This is a genomic window from Pseudomonas cerasi (genome assembly GCF_027983475.1).
Lineage (GTDB): Bacteria > Pseudomonadota > Gammaproteobacteria > Pseudomonadales > Pseudomonadaceae > Aquipseudomonas > Aquipseudomonas cerasi.
On record NZ_JAQJVM010000001.1, the window covers coordinates 1,366,224 to 1,389,685 of the forward strand.

General features: G+C 57.1%; 27 protein-coding genes, 1 tRNA gene and 1 pseudogene. 23 read left to right on the forward strand and 6 right to left on the reverse strand.

The genetic code is table 11. The annotated features are described in order from the left end of the window. Position 1: 1 nt before the first annotated feature. From PI739_RS05840 to PI739_RS05855, 4 genes are all read left to right on the forward strand, one after another. Positions 2–1,018, forward strand: a complete 1,017-nt coding sequence (locus PI739_RS05840; protein WP_003433002.1) for a LacI family DNA-binding transcriptional regulator — start codon at positions 2–4, stop codon at positions 1,016–1,018. 30 nt (positions 1,019–1,048) lie between these two features. Further along, entirely contained in the window at positions 1,049–1,969 is a 921-nt protein-coding gene (rbsK, locus tag PI739_RS05845; RefSeq protein WP_058397552.1) for a ribokinase, read from the forward strand. Then, on the forward strand, positions 1,966–2,370 hold the full coding sequence (gene rbsD / locus PI739_RS05850) for a D-ribose pyranase (RefSeq protein ID WP_187809678.1): 405 nt from the start codon (positions 1,966–1,968) through the stop codon (positions 2,368–2,370). Before rbsK ends, rbsD begins: the two co-directional genes overlap by 4 nt. A 166-nt stretch (positions 2,371–2,536) precedes the next feature. Then, positions 2,537–3,562 (forward strand): nucleoside hydrolase, encoded by a 1,026-nt coding sequence (locus tag PI739_RS05855; protein ID WP_003319093.1) that lies wholly within the window; start codon positions 2,537–2,539, stop codon positions 3,560–3,562. Between the two features lie 22 nt (positions 3,563–3,584). On the opposite strand, the gene PI739_RS05860 is transcribed toward PI739_RS05855, so the two are convergent. Then, positions 3,585–3,779, reverse strand: a complete 195-nt coding sequence (locus PI739_RS05860; RefSeq protein WP_003367008.1) for a hypothetical protein — start codon at positions 3,777–3,779, stop codon at positions 3,585–3,587. 310 nt (positions 3,780–4,089) lie between these two features. On the opposite strand from PI739_RS05860, the gene PI739_RS05865 reads away from it, so the two are divergent. Further along, positions 4,090–4,431 (forward strand): I78 family peptidase inhibitor, encoded by a 342-nt coding sequence (locus PI739_RS05865; protein ID WP_003367010.1) that lies wholly within the window; start codon positions 4,090–4,092, stop codon positions 4,429–4,431. A gap of 65 nt (positions 4,432–4,496) precedes the next feature. On the opposite strand, the gene PI739_RS05870 is transcribed toward PI739_RS05865, so the two are convergent. Beyond that, positions 4,497–4,709, reverse strand: a complete 213-nt coding sequence (locus tag PI739_RS05870) for a cold-shock protein (protein WP_003315566.1) — start codon at positions 4,707–4,709, stop codon at positions 4,497–4,499. Positions 4,710–5,003: 294 nt separating this feature from the next. Beyond that, a complete protein-coding gene (locus PI739_RS05875; protein WP_024663771.1) occupies positions 5,004–5,309 on the reverse strand; it encodes a hypothetical protein in 306 nt (101 codons plus the stop codon). A 349-nt stretch (positions 5,310–5,658) separates the two neighbouring features. Between PI739_RS05875 and thrS the strand changes: the two genes are divergently transcribed. From thrS to PI739_RS05920, 9 genes are all read left to right on the forward strand, one after another. Beyond that, complete coding sequence (thrS, locus tag PI739_RS05880; RefSeq protein WP_271351557.1) at positions 5,659–7,581, forward strand: threonine--tRNA ligase; 1,923 nt, start codon at positions 5,659–5,661, stop codon at positions 7,579–7,581. Then, positions 7,581–8,132, forward strand: a complete 552-nt coding sequence (infC, locus tag PI739_RS05885) for a translation initiation factor IF-3 (RefSeq protein ID WP_170846037.1) — start codon at positions 7,581–7,583, stop codon at positions 8,130–8,132. The genes thrS and infC overlap by 1 nt, the downstream gene beginning before the upstream one ends. Before the next feature lie 60 nt (positions 8,133–8,192). Continuing rightward, a complete protein-coding gene (rpmI, locus tag PI739_RS05890) occupies positions 8,193–8,387 on the forward strand; it encodes a 50S ribosomal protein L35 (protein ID WP_002553160.1) in 195 nt (64 codons plus the stop codon). Positions 8,388–8,416: 29 nt separating this feature from the next. Beyond that, a complete protein-coding gene (gene rplT, locus PI739_RS05895) occupies positions 8,417–8,773 on the forward strand; it encodes a 50S ribosomal protein L20 (RefSeq protein WP_002553161.1) in 357 nt (118 codons plus the stop codon). A 104-nt stretch (positions 8,774–8,877) separates the two neighbouring features. Continuing rightward, complete coding sequence (gene pheS, locus PI739_RS05900; protein WP_003367019.1) at positions 8,878–9,894, forward strand: phenylalanine--tRNA ligase subunit alpha; 1,017 nt, start codon at positions 8,878–8,880, stop codon at positions 9,892–9,894. Between the two features lie 27 nt (positions 9,895–9,921). Beyond that, on the forward strand, positions 9,922–12,300 hold the full coding sequence (gene pheT, locus PI739_RS05905; RefSeq protein WP_003367021.1) for a phenylalanine--tRNA ligase subunit beta: 2,379 nt from the start codon (positions 9,922–9,924) through the stop codon (positions 12,298–12,300). Positions 12,301–12,303: 3 nt separating this feature from the next. Next, positions 12,304–12,606: an integration host factor subunit alpha gene (ihfA, locus tag PI739_RS05910; protein WP_002553164.1), complete on the forward strand. Its 303-nt coding sequence runs from the start codon at positions 12,304–12,306 to the stop codon at positions 12,604–12,606. Next, a complete protein-coding gene (locus PI739_RS05915) occupies positions 12,587–12,943 on the forward strand; it encodes a MerR family transcriptional regulator (protein ID WP_003315559.1) in 357 nt (118 codons plus the stop codon). The genes ihfA and PI739_RS05915 overlap by 20 nt, the downstream gene beginning before the upstream one ends. Before the next feature lie 88 nt (positions 12,944–13,031). After that, positions 13,032–13,108, forward strand: a tRNA-Pro gene (locus PI739_RS05920). Between the two features lie 82 nt (positions 13,109–13,190). Here the strand turns inward: PI739_RS05920 and PI739_RS05925 are convergent. Next, a pseudogene (locus tag PI739_RS05925) lies at positions 13,191–13,492 on the reverse strand (tyrosine-type recombinase/integrase); the annotation flags it as partial. A 193-nt stretch (positions 13,493–13,685) separates the two neighbouring features. Between PI739_RS05925 and PI739_RS05930 the strand changes: the two are divergent. The 6 genes from PI739_RS05930 to PI739_RS05955 all read left to right on the forward strand — a co-directional run bounded on the left by PI739_RS05930 (position 13,686) and on the right by PI739_RS05955 (position 20,751). Next, positions 13,686–14,408: a GntR family transcriptional regulator gene (locus tag PI739_RS05930; RefSeq protein ID WP_271351558.1), complete on the forward strand. Its 723-nt coding sequence runs from the start codon at positions 13,686–13,688 to the stop codon at positions 14,406–14,408. Then, on the forward strand, positions 14,405–15,193 hold the full coding sequence (locus tag PI739_RS05935; RefSeq protein WP_003432996.1) for an SDR family oxidoreductase: 789 nt from the start codon (positions 14,405–14,407) through the stop codon (positions 15,191–15,193). Before PI739_RS05930 ends, PI739_RS05935 begins: the two co-directional genes overlap by 4 nt. Positions 15,194–15,283: 90 nt before the next feature. Then, positions 15,284–16,216 carry a 3,5-dioxohexanoate:acetyl-CoA acetone transferase gene (locus PI739_RS05940; RefSeq protein ID WP_003432995.1) on the forward strand — a complete coding sequence of 311 codons (933 nt, stop codon included), beginning with the start codon at positions 15,284–15,286 and terminating at the stop codon, positions 16,214–16,216. 47 nt (positions 16,217–16,263) lie between these two features. After that, positions 16,264–17,142, forward strand: a complete 879-nt coding sequence (locus PI739_RS05945) for an SMP-30/gluconolactonase/LRE family protein (RefSeq protein ID WP_271351559.1) — start codon at positions 16,264–16,266, stop codon at positions 17,140–17,142. An 83-nt stretch (positions 17,143–17,225) separates the two neighbouring features. After that, on the forward strand, positions 17,226–18,548 hold the full coding sequence (locus PI739_RS05950; protein ID WP_080479624.1) for an MFS transporter: 1,323 nt from the start codon (positions 17,226–17,228) through the stop codon (positions 18,546–18,548). A gap of 580 nt (positions 18,549–19,128) precedes the next feature. Continuing rightward, entirely contained in the window at positions 19,129–20,751 is a 1,623-nt protein-coding gene (locus PI739_RS05955; protein WP_032609426.1) for a methyl-accepting chemotaxis protein, read from the forward strand. 127 nt (positions 20,752–20,878) lie between these two features. Here the strand turns inward: PI739_RS05955 and PI739_RS05960 are convergent, their stop codons facing one another. Next, positions 20,879–21,238 (reverse strand): hypothetical protein, encoded by a 360-nt coding sequence (locus PI739_RS05960; protein WP_054081855.1) that lies wholly within the window; start codon positions 21,236–21,238, stop codon positions 20,879–20,881. A 179-nt stretch (positions 21,239–21,417) separates the two neighbouring features. On the opposite strand from PI739_RS05960, the gene PI739_RS05965 reads away from it, so the two are divergent. The 3 genes from PI739_RS05965 to PI739_RS05975 all read left to right on the forward strand — a co-directional run bounded on the left by PI739_RS05965 (position 21,418) and on the right by PI739_RS05975 (position 23,067). Next, entirely contained in the window at positions 21,418–21,795 is a 378-nt protein-coding gene (locus PI739_RS05965; RefSeq protein ID WP_054081854.1) for an immunity protein PIM1 family protein, read from the forward strand. A gap of 56 nt (positions 21,796–21,851) precedes the next feature. Then, the gene (locus PI739_RS05970; RefSeq protein WP_054081853.1) at positions 21,852–22,421 is read left to right on the forward strand and encodes a hypothetical protein; all 570 of its coding nucleotides are present in this window, start codon (positions 21,852–21,854) and stop codon (positions 22,419–22,421) included. Positions 22,422–22,503: 82 nt separating this feature from the next. Next, positions 22,504–23,067, forward strand: coding sequence for a DUF6891 domain-containing protein (locus PI739_RS05975; RefSeq protein ID WP_054081852.1), 564 nt, complete (start codon positions 22,504–22,506; stop codon positions 23,065–23,067). A gap of 12 nt (positions 23,068–23,079) precedes the next feature. Here PI739_RS05975 and PI739_RS05980 read toward each other — a convergent pair whose 3' ends face one another. After that, complete coding sequence (locus tag PI739_RS05980) at positions 23,080–23,415, reverse strand: ArsR/SmtB family transcription factor (protein WP_044308308.1); 336 nt, start codon at positions 23,413–23,415, stop codon at positions 23,080–23,082. Positions 23,416–23,462 lie beyond the last annotated feature (47 nt).

Consider the following 23,462-nt stretch of genomic DNA (forward strand, 5'->3'; position numbering starts at 1 on the left):
TATGGCAACCATCAAGGATGTCGCGGCCCTGGCGGGGATCTCGTACACCACGGTTTCCCACGTGTTGAACAAGACCCGGCCGGTGAGCGAGCCGGTCAGGCTCAAGGTCGAAGCCGCCATTGCACAGCTCGATTATGTCCCCAGTGCAGTGGCGCGTTCGCTGAAGGCCAAGACCACCTCGACCATCGGTCTGTTGATTCCCAACGGCATGAACCCGTATTTCGCCGAATTGGCGCGGGGCATCGAGGATTACTGCGAGCGCAACGGTTTTTGCGTGATCCTTTGCAACTCCGATGATAATCCGGAGAAACAGCGTGGCTATCTGCGCGTGCTACTGGAAAAGCGTGTCGACGGTCTGATTGTTTCTTCGGTGGGTGGCGATGCCGGTATTGCAGGTGGCCTTGCCGAGGTTCGTACGCCGTTGGTGATCGTTGACCGGGAACTGGACGGTATCGATGCCGACATGATCCGTATCGACCATGAGCAGGGCGCTTATCTGGCGACTCGGCACTTGCTGGACCTCGGGCATCGCGCCATTGCCTGCATCGGCGGGCCATTACACAGCACAGTGGCCGAGATGCGTCTGGCGGGGTACCGGCGCGCCCTGCAGCAGGCGTCCGTTCAGGCCCGTGCCGAATGGGCGGCGCACAGTGAGTTCACCAGCTCTGCCGGTCATGAGGCAGCGTATCAGCTTCTGGCAGCGCATCCGCCAACGGCGATTTTTGCCGGCAACGACGTCATTGCCATCGGCGTATTGCGCGCCGCCGCCGAGCGCTTGATTCGCGTGCCTCAGGACCTGTCGGTGATCGGTTTCGATGATATCCAGATGAGTCGCTATGTTTATCCGGCGCTGACCACCGTGGGGCAGTCGATCATGCAACTGGGCGAAACCGCCGCAGAAATGCTGCTGAGCAGAATCGCCACACCCCATGGGCTTCCTGCTGAAAAAAGACTCGTGACGCCTAGCGTCGTGGTGCGCGAGTCCACGGCAGCGCCCACTACTTTGTCCAACGAATGACGCGCACGCGCAGCAACGGATTAATGAGCCATGCAAGCAAAAATAGTGATAGTGGGCAGTCTGAACATGGATCTGGTCATCCGCGCCCAGCGTCTGCCGCGTCCCGGCGAGACCTTGAGCGGGGAAACATTTGATACCGTGCCGGGCGGCAAGGGGGCGAATCAGGCGGTTGCTGCGGCACGTCTGGGTGCCAGCGTAGCGATGATCGGTTGTGTCGGGGCTGATGCCTACGGTGAGCAACTGCGTGCGGCGCTGCTGGCCGAGCATATCGATTGCCAGGCGGTGACCGTCGTTGAGGGTGTGTCCACCGGGATCGCCTCGATCGTGGTCGACGCCAACAGCCAGAACGCTATTGTCATCGTGGCCGGTGGCAATGGTCGGCTCAGTCCTGCATTGATCGAGCGCTTCGATGCGCTGCTGGCGGATTCGCAAATCGTCATCTGCCAGCTCGAAGTGCCGACCGAGACCGTTTTCCATACCCTGGCACGCGCACGTGCGCTGGGCAAGACCGTCATTCTCAATCCTGCGCCGGCCAGCGAGCCGCTGCCGGCAAACTGGTATGCCCTGATCGACTACCTGATCCCCAACGAAAGCGAAGCGCAGACCCTGACCGGTGTCAGCGTTGACTCACCGTCGGCCGCTGAAAACGCGGCTTCGGCGATGCTGGCGGCCGGCGCGCGCAACGTGATCATTACCCTTGGCGAGCGCGGAACCCTGTTCGCCAATGCGTCTGGCGTTGAGCATATTCCCGCACGTCGTGTGCAGGCCGTGGACACCACCGCTGCAGGTGATACCTTTGTCGGCGGTTTTGCGGCGGCATTGTCCGCAGGCCATGGCGAATTGCAGGCAATTCGTTTCGGTCAGGCTGCGGCGGCCATCTCCGTCACCCGAGCGGGTGCCCAGCCGTCCATCCCGACGTTCGAGGAAGTACAGGAATTCAATTCGCTATGAAAAAGACCCCGCTACTCAATATTGCCCTGTCCCGCGTGATTGCATCGCTGGGTCACGGTGACATCCTGATGATCGTCGACGCCGGCATGCCAGTACCGGCGGGCGTCGAATTGATCGACCTCGCGCTGACCCGCGGTGTGCCGGATTTCATCAGTGTGCTGGATGTCGTGCTGAGTGAAATGCAGGTTGAAAGCCACGTATTGGCCAACGAGATGGCCGAGATCAAGCCGCCTGCTTTGCAGGTGATCGAAAGCCTGAATCTGGACGACCAATTGGGGCAACAACGCTGGATAAGCCATGAAGACCTCAAGGTCTTGAGTAGCAAGGCCAAGGCAATCATCCGTACCGGAGAATGTCAGCCGTACAGTAATGTGGCGCTGGTGTCCGGAGTCGTCTTCTAGGCTATGTGCAAAAAGTGGCTGCGCTCGGTGATGCTGCGTTAAAAACAGGCTCGGAATGCTCATTTACAACACGTAGACTCCGCTTCCTCGCCTGTTTTTGCCTTGCCTGACCTTCGCTCGCCGACTTTTCGCAAAAAGCCTAGTTATTCAAGAAAGGGAGTTTCATATGACATTGATACAGTTTTCCAGACAGTTCATTCGTGGAGCGTTGCTCTTGTCCATCCTCGGCACTGCCGCTGTCCAGGCGGCTGAAAAGCGCGATCTGATCATCGATACCGATCCAGGTGCGGACGATGTCGTCGCGCTATTGTTGGCGCTGGCGTCACCTGAAGAGCTGAACGTGATGGCTATCACCACGGTGGCTGGTAATGTGCGCCTCGACAAGACCTCGCGTAACGCCAGGCTGGCGCGGGAATGGGCCGGGCGCGAAGAGGTGCCTGTGTATGCCGGTGCGCCCAAGCCGTTGGTGCGTACACCAATCTATGCCGAGAACGTTCACGGTCAGGAAGGCCTGCCGGGTGTACCCGTGCATGAGCCCGCCAAGGGGCTGGCCGAAGGCAATGCCGTCGATTACCTGATTCGCACCCTGAGCAAGGCCAAGCCGCACAGCATCACCATCGCCATGCTCGGCCCGCAGACCAATCTGGCGCTGGCGCTGGTGCAGGCTCCGGAAATCACCCAGGGCATCAAGGAAGTCGTGGTCATGGGTGGCGCGCATTTCAACGGCGGTAATATCACTCCGGTTGCCGAATTCAACCTGTTCGCCGACCCGCACGCCGCGCAGATCGTTCTGGCCAGTGGTGTGAAGCTGACGTACGTGCCGCTGGACGTGACCCACAAGATTCTCACCAGTGAACAGCGCCTCAAGCAGATCGCCGCACTGGGCAATAATGCGGGCAAGCTGGTGGACGGCATTCTCAATGAATACGTCAAGCTGGACATGGAGCATTACGGTTTGCCCGGCGGACCGGTACACGATGCCAGCGTGATTGCCTGGCTGCTCAAGCCTGAGTTGTTTTCCGGACGGCAGATCAACGTCGCAGTGGACACCCGTGAGGGTATCGGTTTCGGTCAGACAGTGGCCGACTGGTACGGCACACTCAAGCAGCCGCAGAACGTATTCTGGGTCGAGAACGGCGACGCTCAGGGGTTCTTCGATCTGCTGACCGAGCGTCTGGCGCGCCTCAAATAATCACGCATTCTGAAGCCGCGTATCAGGCGGGCAATCCTGCCGTGGCGTAGCGGCTCAGCACTTGGCTGATGAAGGCACGGGCACCCTCGGTGCCCAGTTCCTTGATCAGCAGGTCAACTGCGATGATCATCAGTTCTTCCGGATTCCCGGGGCTGTGCGAGCAGTGGCCCTGAGGCCATCTGGCCTTGATGTCTGCGTCTAGGGTTATGGCTGTCATGTCTGTCTGATCTCCAGTGAAGGGTCACGCACACGCTGCTCGCTTCCCGGCGCTTGTGTCTCTGGCAGTAAACCATCCCGTGCGCATTTTGACACTCCTACTTACATATGATCCTGATAGCCCGCCTCAATGCGCATCGGCGATAAACGTTTTGTGACGATTTCTTCGCGCGCCCTGTGTCATGCCAAGGCAGACTCCCGGTCCAGGCAGATCAACAGGTTACACAAGGCATGTCGGCACGGACCGTGCAACCAACGCGCCTTAGCGCGGTCGGACAGGTCTGGAAATGTTCATTGGCAGAGGAGGGTGTATGCCCCGGAAATTCGCAACATTGGGTTTTGTGGTCGTGGCTTCATTGGTGGCAGGCTGCAGCAGTACGGCTTCGGATAGCAGTGCCAGTGCTGAGGCGCCCGTCAAGGCTGACGCGCCCGCCAGCAACGCGATACCTGGCCGTTGTGATGCAGGGCTTGCCCAGTTCGCTGTCGGCAAGCAGGCTTCCATAGACCTCCTTTCTCAAGTCCGCACCCGTTCCGGTTCGCAGGATGCGCGCATTCTCGGTCCTGACGACATGGTCACGCTGGAATACCGGTCCGAGCGGGTAAACGTCAACACCGATGCGTCGGGGAAGGTGACCCGTATCAATTGCGGTTGAGCCGATACTTTCTTCCGCGCATAAAAAAACCCCGTCAGTGACGGGGTTTTTTTGTGTCAGGTGAATCAGGCCACCTGAACTTCTTCTGCTTGCATGCCTTTCTGGCCTTTAGCAGCAACAAAAGTAACGGTCTGGCCTTCTTTCAGGCTTTTGAAACCGTCGCTCTGGATTGCTTTGAAGTGTACGAACAGGTCGTCACCGCCACCTTGTGGAGTGATAAAGCCGAAGCCTTTTTCATCGTTGAACCATTTTACGGTGCCGGTTTGGCGATTAGACATGGTGTATCTCCAGAAACATAATTTTCAGTAACGTGCTGCTCAGGCCAACTGGGCACACCGGGCTATCATAGTCGAAATGGGCAAAAAAACAGCTATTAAGGTGGGCGCTTTGCGTAAAGGTCCCGTATATGCAGTTCACCATGCTCCGCAAAGCGCCCTCCGGCGTGCCAGACCCGGTACTGAACGTGCTGTGGCAATAGCGCTTAACGCCATGATTTCAATGGCTTTCAGAAGGCGATGGGCCAACTGCTATCAGTGCCCGGAGTTCGCGTTTTATCCCGGCTGAAAAAATGATTATTTTGTCGCCGTGCAGTTCTCTGCGACCAGTTTTTGCAGTTTTGCCGTCAATGCAGCCGGTGGCGCTGTCTTGGTGTCCTTGAGCGAGGCTATTTCCTTGTCGGTGAAATGACTGTCCACCTGTTTTGCACCGCATTCGCAGTGAGTCGTTGCGGTCTTGTCATCCAGCCCCTGTTTCTTGGCCGCAGCCACGCATTCCTGAGTGAAGGTAGTGCGTGTCGTTCCGTCCATTGCGGCGTGAGCACCCAGAGGGATAAGGGCGGCGCTGCAGAGGAGGAGGCTGGTCAGGCGTGAAAACTTCATGGTGTTCTCCTTGATTGCTGGAAAAAACGTTCGGGGTCTCGATGGTTTCTGACGCCCATGAAGCCTGCCAGTTCAGGTGGTGTGCCAATTCCATTTCATTTGCGTGGATGTGCATCCCGGCCGGTCTGGCTGTGTTAGGATGCGCGTCCTGTTATTTTCAAGCGCCCCATGGCCAATGCCTTTCGGTGCCGCGCAGGCAGGTTTTTCGTACATTCCAGTCATCTGGTCCGGTTCAAGGTTGGCCCCAAGGCTCCTGCCACTGTGAGGCAGGCATACCACCGGATCACGTACTGGCTCATCCCAACCCACGTGACCTTTGGTAGGGGTCACCACTAGGAGAGGAGGCGCCATGCCAACTATTACTCTTCCCGACGGCAGTCAACGTTCATTCGATCATGCGGTTTCCGTAGCCGATGTCGCGCTTTCAATCGGTGCCGGTCTGGCCAAGGCCACCGTCGCCGGCAAGGTCGACGGCAAGCTCGTCGATGCCTGCGACCTGATCGAAAACGATGCCAGCCTGCAGATCATCACCCCCAAGGATCAGGAAGGACTGGAAATCATCCGTCACTCCTGCGCGCACCTGGTAGGGCACGCGGTCAAGCAGTTGTATCCGACTGCAAAAATGGTCATCGGCCCGGTGATCGACGACGGCTTCTATTACGATATCGCCTACGAGCGCCCGTTCACGCCTGACGATATGGCGGCGATCGAGCAGCGCATGCAGCATTTGATCGAAAAAGATTACGACGTCATCAAGAAAGTCACCCCGCGCGCTGAAGTGATAGAGGTGTTCACCGCCCGTCACGAAGATTACAAGCTGCGTCTGGTCGAAGACATGCCGAACGAGCAGGCCATGGGCCTGTATTACCACGAAGAATACGTCGACATGTGCCGCGGTCCGCACGTGCCGAACACGCGTTTCCTGAAGTCATTCAAGCTGACCAAGCTGTCTGGCGCCTACTGGCGTGGCGATGCCAAAAACGAGCAGCTGCAGCGTGTCTACGGCACTGCCTGGGCTGACAAGAAGCAGCTGGCGGCCTACATTCTGCGCATCGAAGAAGCCGAAAAACGCGACCATCGCAAGATCGGCAAGCGTCTTGGCCTGTTCCATACCCAGGAAGAAGCGCCGGGCATGGTCTTCTGGCACCCACAGGGCTGGACCCTGTATCAGGTGCTCGAGCAGTACATGCGCAAAGTGCAGCGTGAAAACGGCTACCTCGAGATCAAGACCCCGCAAGTGGTCGATCGCTCGCTCTGGGAAAAATCCGGGCACTGGGCCAACTACGCCGACAACATGTTCACCACCGAGTCCGAAAGCCGCGACTACGCGATCAAGCCGATGAACTGCCCTTGCCACGTGCAGGTGTTCAATCAGGGCCTGAAAAGCTACCGCGAGCTGCCGATGCGTCTGGCCGAGTTCGGTGCCTGTCACCGTAACGAGCCGTCGGGTGCCCTGCACGGCATCATGCGCGTGCGTGGCTTCACTCAGGACGATGCACACATCTTCTGTACCGAAGACCAGATGCAGGCTGAGTCCGCCGCGTTCATCAAGCTCACGCTGGATGTCTATGCCGATTTCGGCTTCAAGGATATCGAACTCAAATTGTCCACTCGCCCTGAAAAGCGTGTAGGCTCCGACGAGCTTTGGGACCGTGCCGAATCGGCGCTGGCTTCCGCACTCGACAGCGCAGGTCTGCCTTATGACCTGCAGCCGGGCGAGGGCGCGTTCTACGGTCCTAAAATCGAGTTCTCCCTCAAGGATTGTCTCGGTCGGGTATGGCAGTGCGGCACCTTGCAGCTGGACTTCAATCTGCCGATCCGCTTGAGTGCCGAGTACGTGTCGGAAGACAACAGCCGTAAGAATCCGGTCATGCTGCACCGCGCAATTCTCGGGTCTTTCGAGCGTTTCATCGGGATTCTGATCGAGCATTACGAAGGCGCGTTTCCGGCCTGGCTGGCACCCACCCAGGCAGTGATCATGAATATCACTGACAAACAGGCCGATTTTGCCCTCGAAGTGGAAAAAACTCTGGCTGAAAGCGGGTTTCGTGCCAAGTCTGACTTGAGAAATGAAAAGATCGGCTTTAAAATCCGTGAGCATACTTTGCTCAAGGTTCCTTATCTCCTCGTGATTGGAGATCGGGAGGTTGAAATGCAAACTGTCGCTGTGCGTACACGTGAAGGCGCTGACCTTGGCTCGATGCCGGTCGCCCAATTCGCTGAATTCGTCGCACAAGCGGTTTCCCGGCGTGGTCGCCAAGATACGGAGTAATTATTATTAAGCGTGAAATGAGACAAGATAAACGAGCTGCACCCAAGGCCCCGATCAATGAAAATATCTCGGCCCGCGAGGTTCGTTTAATTGGCGCTGACGGCGAGCAGATTGGCATCGTCTCGATTGATGAAGCGCTTCGTATTGCCGAAGAGGCGAAGCTGGATCTGGTAGAGATTTCTGCCGACGCAGTCCCTCCGGTCTGCCGTGTGATGGATTACGGCAAATCGATCTTCGAGAAGAAGAAGCAGGTTGCTGCAGCGAAGAAGAACCAGAAGCAGATCCAGGTTAAAGAAATCAAGTTTCGTCCAGGGACGGAGGAAGGGGATTACCAGGTAAAACTACGCAACCTGGTACGTTTCCTGAGTGACGGGGACAGGGCCAAGGTATCGTTGAGATTCCGCGGTCGTGAGATGGCCCACCAGGAGCTGGGTATGGAATTGTTGAAGCGGGTTGAAGGTGACCTGCTCGAATACGGTTCCGTCGAACAGCATCCTAAGATGGAAGGACGCCAGCTGATCATGGTCATCGCCCCGAAAAAGAAGAAATAACCACCAGGGCACGGCAGGCCTTGCGGTTATATTTATCAACTGAATGCGGAGTATCCGAACATGCCAAAGATGAAGACTAAAAGTGGTGCAGCTAAGCGGTTTTTGAAAACCGCCAACGGCATCAAGCACAAGCACGCTTTCAAGAGCCACATCCTGACCAAAATGTCGACAAAGCGTAAGCGTCAATTGCGCGGTAGCAGCTTGCTGCATCCGTCTGACGTGGCAAAAGTCGAGCGCATGCTGCGCCTTCGTTAATTTTGATCAAGATATAGAGGAAGTAACTCATGGCTCGTGTAAAGCGTGGCGTCATTGCCCGTAAGCGTCACAAAAAAATTCTGAAACTTGCAAAAGGCTACTACGGCGCGCGTTCACGCGTATTCCGTGTTGCCAAGCAAGCGGTAATCAAGGCAGGCCAATACGCCTACCGTGACCGTCGTCAGAAAAAACGTCAGTTCCGCGCTCTGTGGATCGCTCGTATCAACGCTGGTGCTCGTGTTAACGGTCTGTCCTACAGCCGTTTCATTGCCGGCCTGAAAAAAGCGTCCATCGAGATCGACCGTAAGGTTCTGGCTGATCTGGCAGTGAACGAAAAAGCGGCGTTTGCTGCGATTGTCGAGAAAGCTAAAGCCACCTTGGCCTAAGTCCCCGACAATCACTTGCCCCGGTTCTCCGGGGTCGGTGTTAAACGTCATAAATAGGGGAAGAGCCTTCAGCTCTTCCCCTATTTTGTATCTGGAGTCTGTACATGGAAAACCTGGACGCGCTGGTCTCTCAAGCTCTTGAGGCTGTGCAAAGCGCCGAAGATATCAATGCCCTGGAGCAAATCCGGGTTCACTACCTCGGCAAAAAAGGCGAGTTGACTCAGGTGATGAAGACCCTGGGGAACCTGCCAGCTGAAGAGCGTCCGCAAGTCGGTGCGCTGATCAACGTTGCCAAGGAACGTGTCACAGAGGTTCTCAATGCACGCAAGGCATCGTTTGAGCAGGCAGAACTGACTGCCAGGCTCGCAGCCGAATGCATCGATGTGACCCTGCCGGGCCGCGGCCAGACCTCCGGTGGTCTGCACCCGATTACCCGTACTCTGGAACGTATCGAACAATTCTTCACGCACATTGGCTACGGCATCGCCGAAGGCCCTGAAGTCGAAGACGATTACCACAACTTCGAGGCACTCAACATCCCAGGCCATCACCCGGCCCGGTCGATGCATGACACCTTCTATTTCAATGCGAACATGCTGCTGCGCACCCATACCTCACCGGTACAGGTCCGCACCATGGAATCGCAACAGCCGCCGATCCGCATTGTCTGCCCAGGCCGTGTGTACCGCAGCGACTCCGATATTACCCACTCGCCGATGTTCCACCAGATCGAAGGTCTGCTGGTTGATCGCGACATCAATTTTGCCGACCTGAAAGGCACCATCGAAGAATTCCTGCGGGTGTTCTTCGAGAAAGAGCTGGCCGTGCGCTTCCGTCCTTCGTATTTCCCGTTCACCGAGCCCTCGGCGGAAGTGGATATGGAATGCGTCATGTGCAGTGGCAAGGGCTGCCGCGTCTGCAAGCAGACCGGCTGGCTTGAAGTCATGGGTTGCGGCATGGTCCACCCGAACGTGCTGCGCATGTCGGGCATCGACCCTGAAGAGTTTCAGGGCTTCGCGTTCGGCATGGGCGTAGAGCGTCTGGCCATGCTGCGTTACGGCGTCAATGATTTGCGCCTGTTCTTCGACAACGATTTGCGGTTCCTCGCGCAATTTCGCTAAGTCGTACGAACCTTTCAGGAGAGCAGGATGAAATTCAGTGAACAATGGCTGCGCGGCTGGGTAAGCCCGCAGGTTTCCCGCGACGAGCTGGTTGCTCGTCTGTCGATGGCCGGTCTTGAGGTTGACAGCGTGACGCTGGCCGCCGGCGTTTTCAGCGGCGTGGTGGTGGGTGAGGTGCTGAGCACCGAGCAACATCCCGATGCCGACAAGTTGCGTGTGTGTCAGGTCAGCAATGGCAGCGAAACCTTTCAGGTTGTCTGTGGTGCGCCAAACGTGCGTCCGGGCCTGAAAATTCCATTTGCCATGATCGGCGCCGAGCTTCCGGGCGATTTCAAGATCAAGAAAGCCAAGCTGCGCGGCGTCGAGTCCAACGGTATGTTGTGTTCGGCTGCCGAGTTGCAGGCCGGCGAGGGCAATGATGGCCTGATGGAGCTGGCCGCCGATGCGCCAGTCGGTGAAGACATTCGTGTCTACCTGAACCTGGATGACGCCAGCATTGAGGTCGACCTGACCCCTAACCGTGGCGACTGCCTGTCGGTGGCCGGTCTGGCGCGTGAAGTCGGTGCGCTGTACGCCACTGACGTCACCCGTCCGCAGATCGCTGCTGTCAGCGCTGTGCACGATGAAGTGCGCCCGGTCGAAGTATTGGCTCCGGCTGCATGCCCGCGTTACCTGGGCCGCGTCATCCGCAACGTCGATCTGTCGCGTCCGACTCCGCTGTGGATGGTCGAGCGTCTGCGTCGTTCTGACGTGCGCAGCATCGATGCGGCTGTCGACATCACCAACTACGTGATGCTGGAGCTGGGTCAGCCTCTGCACGCGTTCGATCTGGCCGAAATCAACGGCGGGATTCGCGTGCGCATGGCCGAGGAGGGCGAGAAGCTCGTTCTGCTCGACGGTCAGGAAGTCAGCCTGCGTGCCGACACCTTGGTCATTGCCGACCACCAGCGCGCGCTGGCAATCGCCGGTGTCATGGGTGGCGAGCACAGCGGCGTAACTGCCGGTACTCGTGACATCTTCCTGGAAAGTGCTTTCTTCGACACCATCTCGGTGGCTGGCAAGGCGCGTTCCTATGGTCTGCACACCGATGCCTCGCACCGTTACGAGCGTGGTGTTGACTGGCAGCTGGCCCGCGAAGCCATGGAGCGGGCGACTGGCCTGCTGCTGGAAATCACCGGTGGTGAGGCTGGTCCGATAACAGAAGTGGTCAGCAAACAGTATTTGCCATCGATTGCTCCGGTTACGTTGCGCGCCAGCCGAGTCGAGCAGATGCTCGGTCTGGTGATCGAAAACGCCGAAATCGAGCGTCTGCTGACAGGTCTCGGCCTGGCTGTGACTGCCGAAGCCGACGGAAAATGGCGTGTCGAAGTGCCAAGTCATCGTTTCGACATCAGCCTTGAAGTCGACCTGATCGAAGAGCTGGCGCGTCTGTACGGCTACAATCGCCTGCCGGTCCGCTATCCGCAAGCCCGTCTGGCTCCCCAGGCCAAGGCCGAAGCCAAGGGCGATCTGCCTGAGCTGCGCCGCCTGCTGGTTGCCCGCGGTTATCAGGAAGCGATCACCTACAGCTTCATTGACCCGAAATGGTTCGAGCTGTTCACGCCGGGCGCCAAGCCCTTGCTGCTGGCCAACCCGATCTCCAATGACATGGCAGCCATGCGTGCCTCGCTGTGGCCTGGTCTGGTCAAGGCGCTGCAGCACAACCTCAACCGTCAGCAGGATCGTGTGCGGATGTTCGAAAGCGGCCTGCGCTTCGTCGGTCAGCTCGACGGCTTGAAGCAAGAGCCGATGCTGGCCGGCGTTGTCTGCGGCAGCCGCCTGCCTGAAGGCTGGGCGCAAGGTCGCGATGCAGTCGATTTCTTCGACGTCAAGGCTGACGTTGAAGCCGTGCTGGGCTTTGCCGGTGCGTTGGGCGAGTTCACCTTCACGCCGGGGCAGCATCCTGCCTTGCACCCAGGTCAGACGGCTCGCATCGAGCGTGATGGCCGTGAAGTCGGTTTCCTGGGCGCCATTCACCCGGAATTGTCGAAAACCCTGGGGCTTGATCGTCCCGTGTTTGTTTTCGAGCTGGTTCTGGCGGAAGTGTCCACCGGCCGTCTGCCGAAATTCCACGAGCTGTCGCGCTTCCCTGAAGTGCGCCGCGACCTGGCACTGCTGGCTGATCGGGATGTTTCGGCCAGTGCGGTTCTGGACGTTATTCGTGAAAATGCAGGCGAGTGGCTCACAGACCTCAGGTTATTTGATGTTTACCAGGGTAAAGGCATTGATCCGCATAGAAAAAGCCTTGCAGTCGGCTTGACCTGGCAGCATCCATCACGCACTCTTAATGACGATGAGGTAAACGCAACGACACTTGCTATCCTCACCTCGCTTGAGGAGAGGTTAAACGCCACGTTAAGGAAGTAGCGTATGGGGGCTCTGACGAAAGCTGAGATGGCCGAACGTCTGTACGAAGAGCTGGGCCTGAATAAACGGGAAGCCAAGGAACTGGTCGAACTGTTTTTTGAAGAAATCAGGCACGCTCTGGAAGATAACGAGCAGGTGAAGTTGTCAGGTTTCGGCAACTTCGACCTTCGAGACAAGCGCCAGCGGCCTGGGAGAAATCCCAAGACCGGTGAAGAGATTCCGATTACGGCGCGCCGTGTGGTCACCTTTCGTCCAGGGCAGAAGCTGAAGGCCCGAGTTGAGGCATATGCTGGAACCAAGTCATAACGACGAGCTGCCGCCGATCCCCGGCAAACGCTACTTCACCATCGGTGAGGTCAGCGAGCTCTGCGCGGTAAAACCGCACGTTCTGCGTTATTGGGAGCAGGAGTTTCCTCAACTCAACCCCGTCAAGCGGCGCGGAAACCGTCGGTATTATCAGCGCCAGGACGTGCTGATGATCCGCCAGATCCGCGGCCTGCTCTACGATCAGGGCTTCACCATCGGTGGCGCCCGACTTCGTCTCACCAGCGGTGAACCGAAGGATGATACTCAGCAGTACAAGCAGATGATTCGGGAGATGATTGCCGAGCTGGAAGACGTACTCGTCATGCTCAAGGCGTAATTGAGCAGTCAGGATACTTCCAAAATTCAAATGCTTAGGGTATATTCCTCAACGTTTTCGCACGTTGCAAAACAGATACACGCCTAGTCGGGGCGTAGCGCAGTCCGGTAGCGCACTAGCATGGGGTGCTAGGGGTCGAGTGTTCGAATCACTCCGTCCCGACCATATAATTTAATGACTTAGCCACCTTTGGGTGGCTTTTTCATTTCTACCCCAGTGAAATTTCGAGTGCCCTTGGGTTTTTGACCTACACTTGCCTCCTCTTCAGAATCACCAGCGCTGGCGCGCGTGAGTCGGTTACTGATACCTTGTTTGCCGCTGTAATAAGCTGATCCAGCTCCGCTGTCGAGTAGTGGGTGTTGATACTCCGTTCTTGTGCCCGAGCAAAGCTTTCCGGTCTTCATCGGTAACGCCAGCGGCACGCAGCCGTCTTCCAAATGAATGCTTGAGGTCGTGGATGCGGATCCTCAAGAAATCTTCTCGCGCTGCTTGCTTGCACATAAAATTCTGTCGCTTTTTATAAGAGGCGCGGCCCCGTGCCAGCGTCCACATCCAGCCGCTCGGAATAGCCAAGAGCTGTTACCTAAAAACTGTGGCGACCTTCTTCCACGACAACGCTTTGCCCTTAGGCCCGCGACGCGAGCTCTGGCTATGGTTCCCACGGTCTCCAAAAAACAATTTGACATATGTTATTTGTGATCACATATTAGCCCCATAAGAACGCTAATATGAGTTACTCCCCATGACAGACCTTCCGATCCTCCTGCCCGTCATGCGGCAGGTCTCTCGCGATACCCTCCAGGACCAAGTCTACCGGCAGATCCGTGAAGCACTGATGAGCGGGCGCTTTCAGCCGGGTCAGAAGCTGACGATTCGTGGCCTTGCCGAAGCGCTGGGTTCCAGTCCGATGCCGGTGCGCGAGGCGTTGAATCGCCTCAGTGCCGAGAACGCCTTCGAAGTCACCGAAACCGCTCGTCTTCGCGTACCCATGATGACCCCGGAGCGGCTGCGCGAGATTCGCGATGCGCGGGTTGCGCTGGAGGGGCTGTTGGCCGAGAAGGCGGTCATTCTGATCAACGACGCCGATCTTGCTGACATCAGCCAGCTCTGCGGGCAGATGCAGACGGCTGCTGACAGCGTTGATGTCGCGCTCTATCTGTGGACCAACTTTGCCTTTCACCGGCGCATTTACGCGGTGGCCAAGGCCGAACTCATCGTGGCAGCAGTGGAGAATTTCTGGCTGCACATCGGTCCGTGTTTCGCGCTGGTTGCGCCTGACAAGGCGCATCTTCAGCGTTCGATGGAAGCACACAACCGTATCGTCGAGGCGCTGGCGGCGCGTGATGGGGCGGCCGCTCGTGCAGCGGTCACCGACGACATCATGCAGGCGGCTGATTCTCTGACGCGCCTGATCGCAAAGAGCGACCGCTCCAGGTCGCGGGTCTCGGGAGTGAAAAAAGCATGAGTGTTCTCAATCGGCTGGTTCCCTACACAGGGCTGCGCGTCCTGATTTCCGGTGGTGCGGCCGGGATCGGTGAGGTGTTGGCGGCGGCTTATATGGAAGCCGGGGCAAAGGTACATGTGTGTGATGTCAGCGAGGCGGCCATTGCGGCATTCCTTGATCGCCATCCAGGCAGCGTTGCCACGCGCGCAGACGTTGCTGATCCGGTGCAGATCGAAGCGGTGTTCAGGGTGCAGCGTGAACAGTTCGGCGGTCTTGATGTGCTGATCAATAACGCCGGAATCGCTGGCCCTACGGCAGGTATCGATGCTATCAGCGAAGAAGAGTGGCAGCGCACCATTGATATCAATCTCACTGGGCAGTACCGCTTCGCTCATCACGCGGTGCCGTTGCTCAAGGCCTCACCCAACGCACACCTGATCCATATCGCTTCGGTCGCTGGTCGCCTGGGCTATGCCTGGCGCACCCCGTATGCCGCGACCAAGTGGGCGATTGTCGGGCTGATGAAGTCGCTGGCGTCCGAGTTGGGGGAAAGTGATATCCGCGTCAATGCCTTGCTGCCGGGTATCGTCGAAGGTCCGCGCATGGACGGGGTGATTCGGGCCCGTGCACAGCAGATGAACGTGCCGGAGGAGGAGATGCGCGAGGAGTACCTGAAAAAGATTTCGCTCAAGCGCATGGTCACCGCCGAGGATGTTGCTGCGATGGCGCTCTTTCTGTGTTCGCCCGCCGCCCGCAACGTCACGGGTCAGGCCATCAGTGTGGATGGCAACGTCGAGTACCTCTGAGGATTCGGCCCGATAGCAACGATGACCGGACATCTTCCGAGTCATGTTCCACATCAGACTTCTCGCCAACAACAAGAATGGAGAATGCTCATGCCCAAGAAACGTCCGGTCATCATCACCTGCGCAGTGACGGGTGCGATCCACACCCCGTCGATGTCGCCTCATTTGCCGATCACGCCGCAGGAAATAGCCGATGCAGCCATCGGTGCCGCCGAGGCCGGAGCCTCGATCGTTCATTTGCACGCCCGCGATCCACATGACGGAAGGCCCAGTCAGGATGTCGATCTGTTTCGGCAGTTCCTGCCGCAGATCAAGGCCAAGAGCGACGTGGTGATCAATATCACCACCGGCGGCGCGCCGACCATGGGCGTGGAAGAGCGCCTGCAGCCGGTGGCGCAGCTCAAACCGGAACTGGCCTCGTTGAACATGGGGTCAATGAACTTCGGGCTGTACGAAATGCTGGATCGCTACAGCGAATTCAAGCACGACTGGGAGCGTCCTTATCTGGCCGACAGCGACGACCGGATTTTCCGCAACACCTTCCGCGATATCGCGCACATCCTCAATACCTGCGCCGAAAACCGCACACGCTTTGAAATTGAATGCTACGACATCGGTCATCTGTATACCGCAGCGCACTTCCTGCAGCGCGGGTTGCTCAAGGCACCGATTTTCATACAGTCGGTATTCGGTTTGCGTGGCGGTATCGGCGGGCATCCTGAAGACCTGGCGCATATGCGCCGTACGGCTGATCGCCTGTTTGGCGATGCCTATCAGTGGTCGATCCTGGGGGCCGGTCGCAATCAGATTCCGCTGGGCACCATGGGCCTGTCGATGGGCAGCCATGTGCGGGTCGGTCTGGAGGATTCGTTGTGGGATGGACCGGGCAAACTGGCGGCGTCCAATGCCGATCAGGTCAAGCGTATCCGCACGGTGATCGAAGCGCTGGGCGGGCAGGTGGCAACGCCGGACCAAGCCCGTGAAATGCTAGATCTGAAGGGACAGGACAAGGTTAATTTCTAGTCGTCGCAAAATGTGTCATCTCAATAACAACAAGACAGAGGTGAAAAATGCGTATCGAAATCGTTGTCGACGTTAAGACCACGCTGGGCGAAGGCCCGGTCTGGGATGTCGAGCAACAGCGCCTGTACTGGATCGACAGCTTCGACGGCCGCGTTCTGCGCTGCACCAACGACGGGCGCGAACTGCGCGCCTGGGATGTCGGTCAGAAAATCGGCTCCATGGCCTTGCGCAAGCACGGCGATGCGGCGCTCGTGGCGTTGCAGACGGGTATCTACAACCTTGACTTGCCGAGCGGTGATCTCGAGCTGATCGTCGACCCCGAACCGGGGCTGCCGAACAATCGACTCAATGATGGCAAGGTCGATCGGCAGGGCCGGTTCATCGTGGGCTCGATGGACACGCAGGAGGATCAGGCCAGCGCCAAGCTGTATCGCCTCGATCCGGACCTGAGCCTGCACACTCTGGATGAAGACATCATCGTGTCGAACGGTCCTTGCTGGAGTCCGGGCGGGGAAACCTTTTATTTCGCCGACACCTGGTCAGGGGAGATCTGGACCTACGATTACGACAACGCCAGCGGCGCAGTCGCCGACAGACGTACGTTTGCAAAGGTCGACACCTCAGGCGGAGGGGCGGCGGATGGCTGCACCGTGGATGCCGAAGGCTGTCTGTGGCAAGCGCTGGTGTATGCCGGAAAACTGGTGCGCTACACCCCCGACGGGCAGGTGGATCGCATCATCGACATGCCGGTGAAAAAAGTGACCAGTCTGACTTTCGGCGGCCCGAATCTGGACACATTGTTTGTCACCTCCATGGCCAAGCCGCCATTGCCGCGCTTTCCGGAAGATGGCCAGCAACGCGGTGCCCTGTTCGCCATCACCGGACTGGGTGTGAAAGGCATCGCCGAGCGGCGCTTTGCCAGTTAACCCGTCGACAGACTGAACCTGAACGTTAAGGACGACTGGACCCTTTCTCGCAGGGGCGTGTGCGGCACGCCTGGAGATTTCCCATGCCAAATAACAAGAACGCATCGCTGGGCAAGATTCATCGTTTTTCGTGGGTGTCGTTGCTGGTCTGCTGGATGATCTGGATTCTGAATGCCTACGATCGCGAGATCGTCTTGCGTCTGGGCCCAACGATTTCCAAGCATTTCGACCTGTCTGCGGACCAGTGGGGGACGGTAGCTACGGTGGTCATGCTGGCGCTGGCCGTTCTCGATATACCCGGCTCCATCTGGAGTGATCGTTACGGCGGGGGCTGGAAACGGGCGCGCTTTCAGGTGCCGTTGGTACTGGGTTACACCGCGCTGTCGTTTTTGTCGGGCTTCAAGGCATTGAGTGGCAACCTCGCCAGTTTCATTGCCTTGCGGGTCGGGGTGAACCTGGGCGCTGGCTGGGGCGAACCGGTCGGCGTCAGCAACACTGCCGAGTGGTGGCCTGTTGAACGCCGTGGTTTTGCCTTGGGCGCGCACCATACCGGTTACCCCATCGGCGCGATGCTCAGCGGCATTGTCGCCAGTTTCGTGATCAGCACCTACGGTGAGGAAAACTGGCGTTATGTGTTCTTCTTCGCCTTCGTGGTTGCGTTGCCACTGATGATCTTCTGGGCACGCTACTCCACGGCCGAGCGCATTACTCAACTGTACGTGGACATCGCTGCCAAAGGCATGACCCCGCCGGACAGCACGCCGTCGACCAATGTAAAAGGCCAGGTCTGGAAGTCGGTAAAAGCGACGCTGAGTAACCGCAATATCGCCCTGACTGCCGGTAACACCCTGCTCACGCAGGTGGTGTACATGGGCGTCAATATTGTTCTGCCGGCCTATCTGTACAACATCCTCAACCTGTCGCTGGCCGAGTCGGCGGGGATGAGCGTGGTGTTCACGTTGACCGGCATTCTCGGGCAACTGATCTGGCCTTCGCTGTCGGACATCATCGGCCGGCGCATCACCTTGATCATCTGTGGCATATGGATGGCGCTCAGTGTCGGGGCCTTTTACTTCGCCAACACCATCCTGATCGTCATCGCCGTGCAGTTGCTTTTCGGCCTGGTCGCCAATGCCGTCTGGCCCATCTACTACGCAGTCGCTTCCGACTCTGCACAACCTTCGGCAACCTCTACAGCCAACGGGATCATCACCACGGCGATGTTCATCGGCGGCGGTATTGCCCCGGTGCTGATGGGGACGCTGATTTCCATGGGCGGCGGCTGGACCAGCCTCAGCGGTTATACCGTGTGCTTTTTCGTGATGGCCGGTTGCGCGTTGGGCGGGGCGTTTTTGCAACTGTTTTCACACCATCCGGAATTGCTGACAGCGCAGCGGAGCGTGTAAGGGTGAAAAGGAAGGTCACTTGGTTTTGATCTTCCAGAACGGGAAGTCACTCTGTAATGACGCGCTGTATCTGGACAGATGCGTCGGCTTACGGGGACCAGAAAGAGAACGTCAGTTCTCAACATCTGTCCCCGTATCAGCCAAAAAGTGCCACTTTCAAGAGCGTCAGCATGCGTTTGCCGGACCATACGGCCAATGGGAGTGGAAGAATAAAGTATTACTTTTTACTGGCATTACTTGTTGTGCAGCGACATCTCAGCTGTCGCGATCAGAACATGCCTTGACTATCAGAGGCAAAAAATTGACGTCATAAAAACTGGATCGTCAAGTTTTTTGAGTCGTACAGCGAATGAAATGCCAAGTCTAATAAAAATTTTTTAACCTTTAATATCAACAGGTTGGGTGGGATTAGAGCCTTTATTCAGGTTCGATGAAATGACGGTCTCTAAAGTTACTGAGCTGGCGGGCGACATGAGTAATATCTCAATGACATCAATCATAAAAGTTGGTTCAGCCTATTTTTACGAGCGATAACGCCCACCATGCAAGCCACGGAACGGCTATGTTCAGGATCGACATCATGTTCAGCAAACTCAGCATCTCGCAAAAGCTTTACTTCAGCTTTGCCGCGATCATCGTATTTATCGCCGTCCTTGTCGCGAGTGCTTACAGAGGCTTCGAGCAGGTCGAGGAAGCCACCAACAGCAATGTCCATACGTACCAGGTGCTGAGCGAAGCTCAACTTGCCCTTGAACAGCTGATCAATATCGAAACTGGCATGCGCGGCTTTGTCATTGCCTCGAAGGATGCGTTTCTGGAGCCATTGGTGGCGGGGGAAAAGCGCTTCACCGAAGAGCTCGATTCGCTCAAGCGCCTGACAGCCGACAATGCGGAGCAGCAGCGCCGCCTGGCTGCACTGGGTGAAACCCAGAAGCGCTGGCTTGACGAGGATATCAATCCGATCATCGCCCTGCGCCGCGATCTGACAGCACGCAATGCGGCTGATGATGAACTGGATGCACGCATCACCTCGGGGGCTGACAAAGCCAAAATGGACAGCATGCGCGCTCTGCTGGCTGAGATCAGCGGCACCGAGCAGAAGTTGCTGCTTCAACGCAGCCAGGAAATGGCGGATGCCAAGCGGCTCGCGATCATGATCCTGATGTGCGGTGGCCTGGCAGCTGCCGTTCTGGCGATGATACTGGCCGCGGCACTGGGACGCAGCACCACGGCGCGCCTGCAACTGGCCATTGATGCCGCAACAGCAATTGCCAATGGCAAGCTGGATACCGTGATCGACACCAGCAGTCACGATGAACTGCCGAAAGCTTTTGATCGTATGCAGAATCGTCTGCGCGAGATGATTCAACAGATCAGCCAGGCCGCCAATCAACTGGTCGTTGCCGTACAACAGATTTCCGGTGCGTCCGAGCAACTGTCCGGTGCGATCCAGGAGCAGTCGACGTCCGCCTCGGCGATGGCGGCCACGATCGAAGAGCTGACCGTCAGCATCCATCACGTTTCCGAAAACGCCGACGAGGCGCATGAACTCGCCAGCCGTTCGGGGCAGCAGTCGAAAGATGGTGCGCAGGTCATCGAAAACACCTTGTCCAGCATGAATGGCATCGCCCGGACCGTGCAGCTGTCTTCTACTCAGGTCGCAGGCCTGGGTCAGCACTCCGAGCACATTTCATCGATCGTCAGCGTGATTCAGGGCATTGCCGACCAGACCAACCTGTTGGCACTCAACGCGGCCATCGAAGCTGCTCGTGCCGGTGAACAGGGCCGTGGTTTCGCAGTGGTTGCCGATGAAGTGCGCCTGCTGGCGCAGAACACCGGCAAATCCACCAAGGAAATCGCCGGAATGATCGAGAAAATTCAGGCGGGCGTACGGGAGACCGTCGAAAGCATGCGCAGCGGCGTTCAGGAAGTGAACGAAGGCGTCGAAATGGCGGGCACCGCCGGTCAGGCGATCATCGAGATTCGCGACAGTTCGGGCAAGGTTCTGCAGGTGGTCGACCAGATATCCTTCGCACTGCGTGAGCAAACCGCAGCGAGCCAGGATGTCGCACGTAACGTCGAGCGCTCCGCGCAAATGGCTGAACAGAACAACATGTCGGTTCAGGAACTGCTCAAGACCAGCGGCGGCCTGAAGACCCTCGCCACCAGCCTGCAGACGGAAGTGGGCAAGTTTCGGCTTTAATGTCTGAGGACTGCTCGTAAACACGCTTAGGCTGCTGAAAACCCCGGGATTAGTCGATGGCTAATCCCGGTTTTTTTATGATTGCTCATAGTCGGTGTCCGCCGGGCCGTTATGCGGTGCTGCTTGCTCAGTAATACCCAAGCGTGCGCAAGGCATCGACCGCCCGCATGACGGGACCAAGCCGTGCTTGAATGTTCAGGTATTCTTCGGAAAAGCCCCAGGAACCATCCGGCTTTTTAACCAGGTATTGTGCTTCCCAGTCTCGACCCCGATGAAAAACGTCCGGAATGGCGCGTGCCAAGCTGGTCAGGTCTGCTTGATTAAAACCGGTTTCCAGCAGGATCCTAGTGCGACGCAGTGCATCTTCATAATGGGGCGTTTGTGCAAGTCCCATAAGTATTGAGAAGGGGACCAGGTTAGCAAGGCCGCGTTCGAGCTGCCGCAATTGCTGGATGCGTTCTGCTGTCGTGTAGAAATGTTGATTCATTTCTCTGCATGATGCTCGCGCTGGAAAGGCTGAAGAGTAGTGAGCCCTTTATCCGTTAGCCAGGTTTCGTAATGGGCTTGGTAAGCTACCCATCTGACAGCGAATAGGCTAGAGAACTATCTTATGAGTGATACACACCTGAGCCATGTTCCCTTTCTGGTTCTGCGGATGCTGGTCTTGTGAGTGCCGATAATCTGGACGGGTTATGGGAGCTGGTTCGCCCACCGTCATTCTTCCAAACGCTCTGTGCCTGTGAGGCTGACTGGGACCGAGTGCTTGATGCCAGGGATGATGAATTTTTTGATCAGTTATGGACCCTGCATCATGTCGCCTTGCAGGCAACACCTTTAGCTCGTGATATGACTGAGTCGATCAACCTGCTCAGAGAGCATGTATTCAAAGAGGTCTTATCAATCTCGCGAAATGCCGATCTTGCCGGCTATGTCTCCGATGACTTTGGCTTGATCGCTCATCACCTGGCGATCCAGGCCCCCCCATCATGGGTGACCGGATTACTTGACCTATACGTTCGTGGCAATTTCCCCCATCAGCCCTGAGACGCCCTGAGCCCTCAATTATTCATCGCTGATCAATACGTACATCGGATAGCCCTATGAAAAATCAGGCAAATATAGAGACATTCACTGCTGGGGCGGTCATCTTTGATCCGGCTGTGTTGTGCCGGTTTGCCGCAGCGTACTGCCCGGAAGTTGGCGATCTGTTTGCGTTTTTCATCGAAGAGAGTGAAGTGGGGCGGCTGGCCGTACAAGCTGGTGTGGTCTTGCCGATGTATGAAATTCCTGAAGCGCACTATCTGTTTCGCTTGAGTGAAAAGAGCGACGATTTGCCAATCGAGCTTCCCAGAGCGGTTATTCAGCACAACGGTATTCCATTGAGAATCGAATCGGGTGTGTTGGTGGTTGCAGATCTGTATGCGCTGATGGACTGGGATCCTGCATTCTTCCTGAATTTCAAAGATCAGCGTGCTCTTGGGCTCGGCAACGCCGACTACCTTGAAGTCTCATCAGGACTTTATTCAATGGGCGTCACAGGCTTGGTGGAAGCGAATGGCGATTGCACCTGCTTGGTTTATGAACTGTCTCTCGACTCCGTCGAAACTTTGCCTGTCTTGCATGAGTCAGCATGTTTTGGTGAGTGGGATTTCGCCATAAAACATAGTTAGTGGCTGCAACCGGCAACCGCGCGATGATCCGGCCTGACCGTCCCCACGCTGTCCGCTTGAATTTCACAAGGAAGACACGCCGATGAACGAAAGTGAACAGTATGTTACTGACAGCATCAAAATCTGGGTCTGGTCCGGGTTTTACAGTGCGCAAGAGATGGATGAGATGATCGAAGACATCATTGACGACGATTGCGACGTCGCGGTGCTGAAAGCCTTTATTGCGCAGGAGCTGAAGCAAAAGCTCGAAGCCGAACGCCTCTGGCCGAAGATCACCGATTGTGATCGACTGGACGTTGTTTTTTACCATCTGCATGAAGCGGGGATCTGTGCGCTGTCCAACGCGGGTTACACGATGTCGGATGGATACTCGGAGGTTGCCCAGGCTGATCATGACGCGCCAGACGGTCATTATCATGGCTACTGTTTCTATCACGGGCAAGATGTCGAGCGTGTGGTTGAAGGCGGCGAGCTGATGATCGCTTTCGGTTCGCTAGATGATGATCCCTTGAAAGGCGTCGGCGTTGGTCAAAAGGTGTGCGGAGCGTTGAGAACTGCCGGCTTTCAGGTGATCTGGAATGAAACGGACGAGCAGCGCATCGAAATTCATGCAATGAAATGGCAGCGCAGGCTGTCTCAGGGCTGATGCCTTGTCACATCAATGCTGAGCCAGAATACTGTCCAGCAGACCCGGGAACCGGCTCTCAAGCACCTGTTTGCGTAGCGAGTTCATGTGCATGGTGCCCACGTTGCGCGTCTGTACAAGCCCGGCATCGCGCAGCACGCGGAAATGATGGGACATGCTCGATTTAGGGCGTCCGCCGTCCAGTTCGCCGCAGGTGGCTTCTGCGACGCCGGCCAGGCAGCGCACGATTCCCATGCGAACGGGATCACTCAAGGCATAGAGTAAGCGTTCGAGTGTTAGGTCTTCAGGATCGGGGTGTTGGAAGGTTCGCATGGAGGGGATGATATCAAGGCTTCCGTTTATTGCCATAGTTCGATTACCATCGAACAACTGAAATCAAAAGTCATCTGGCCTAC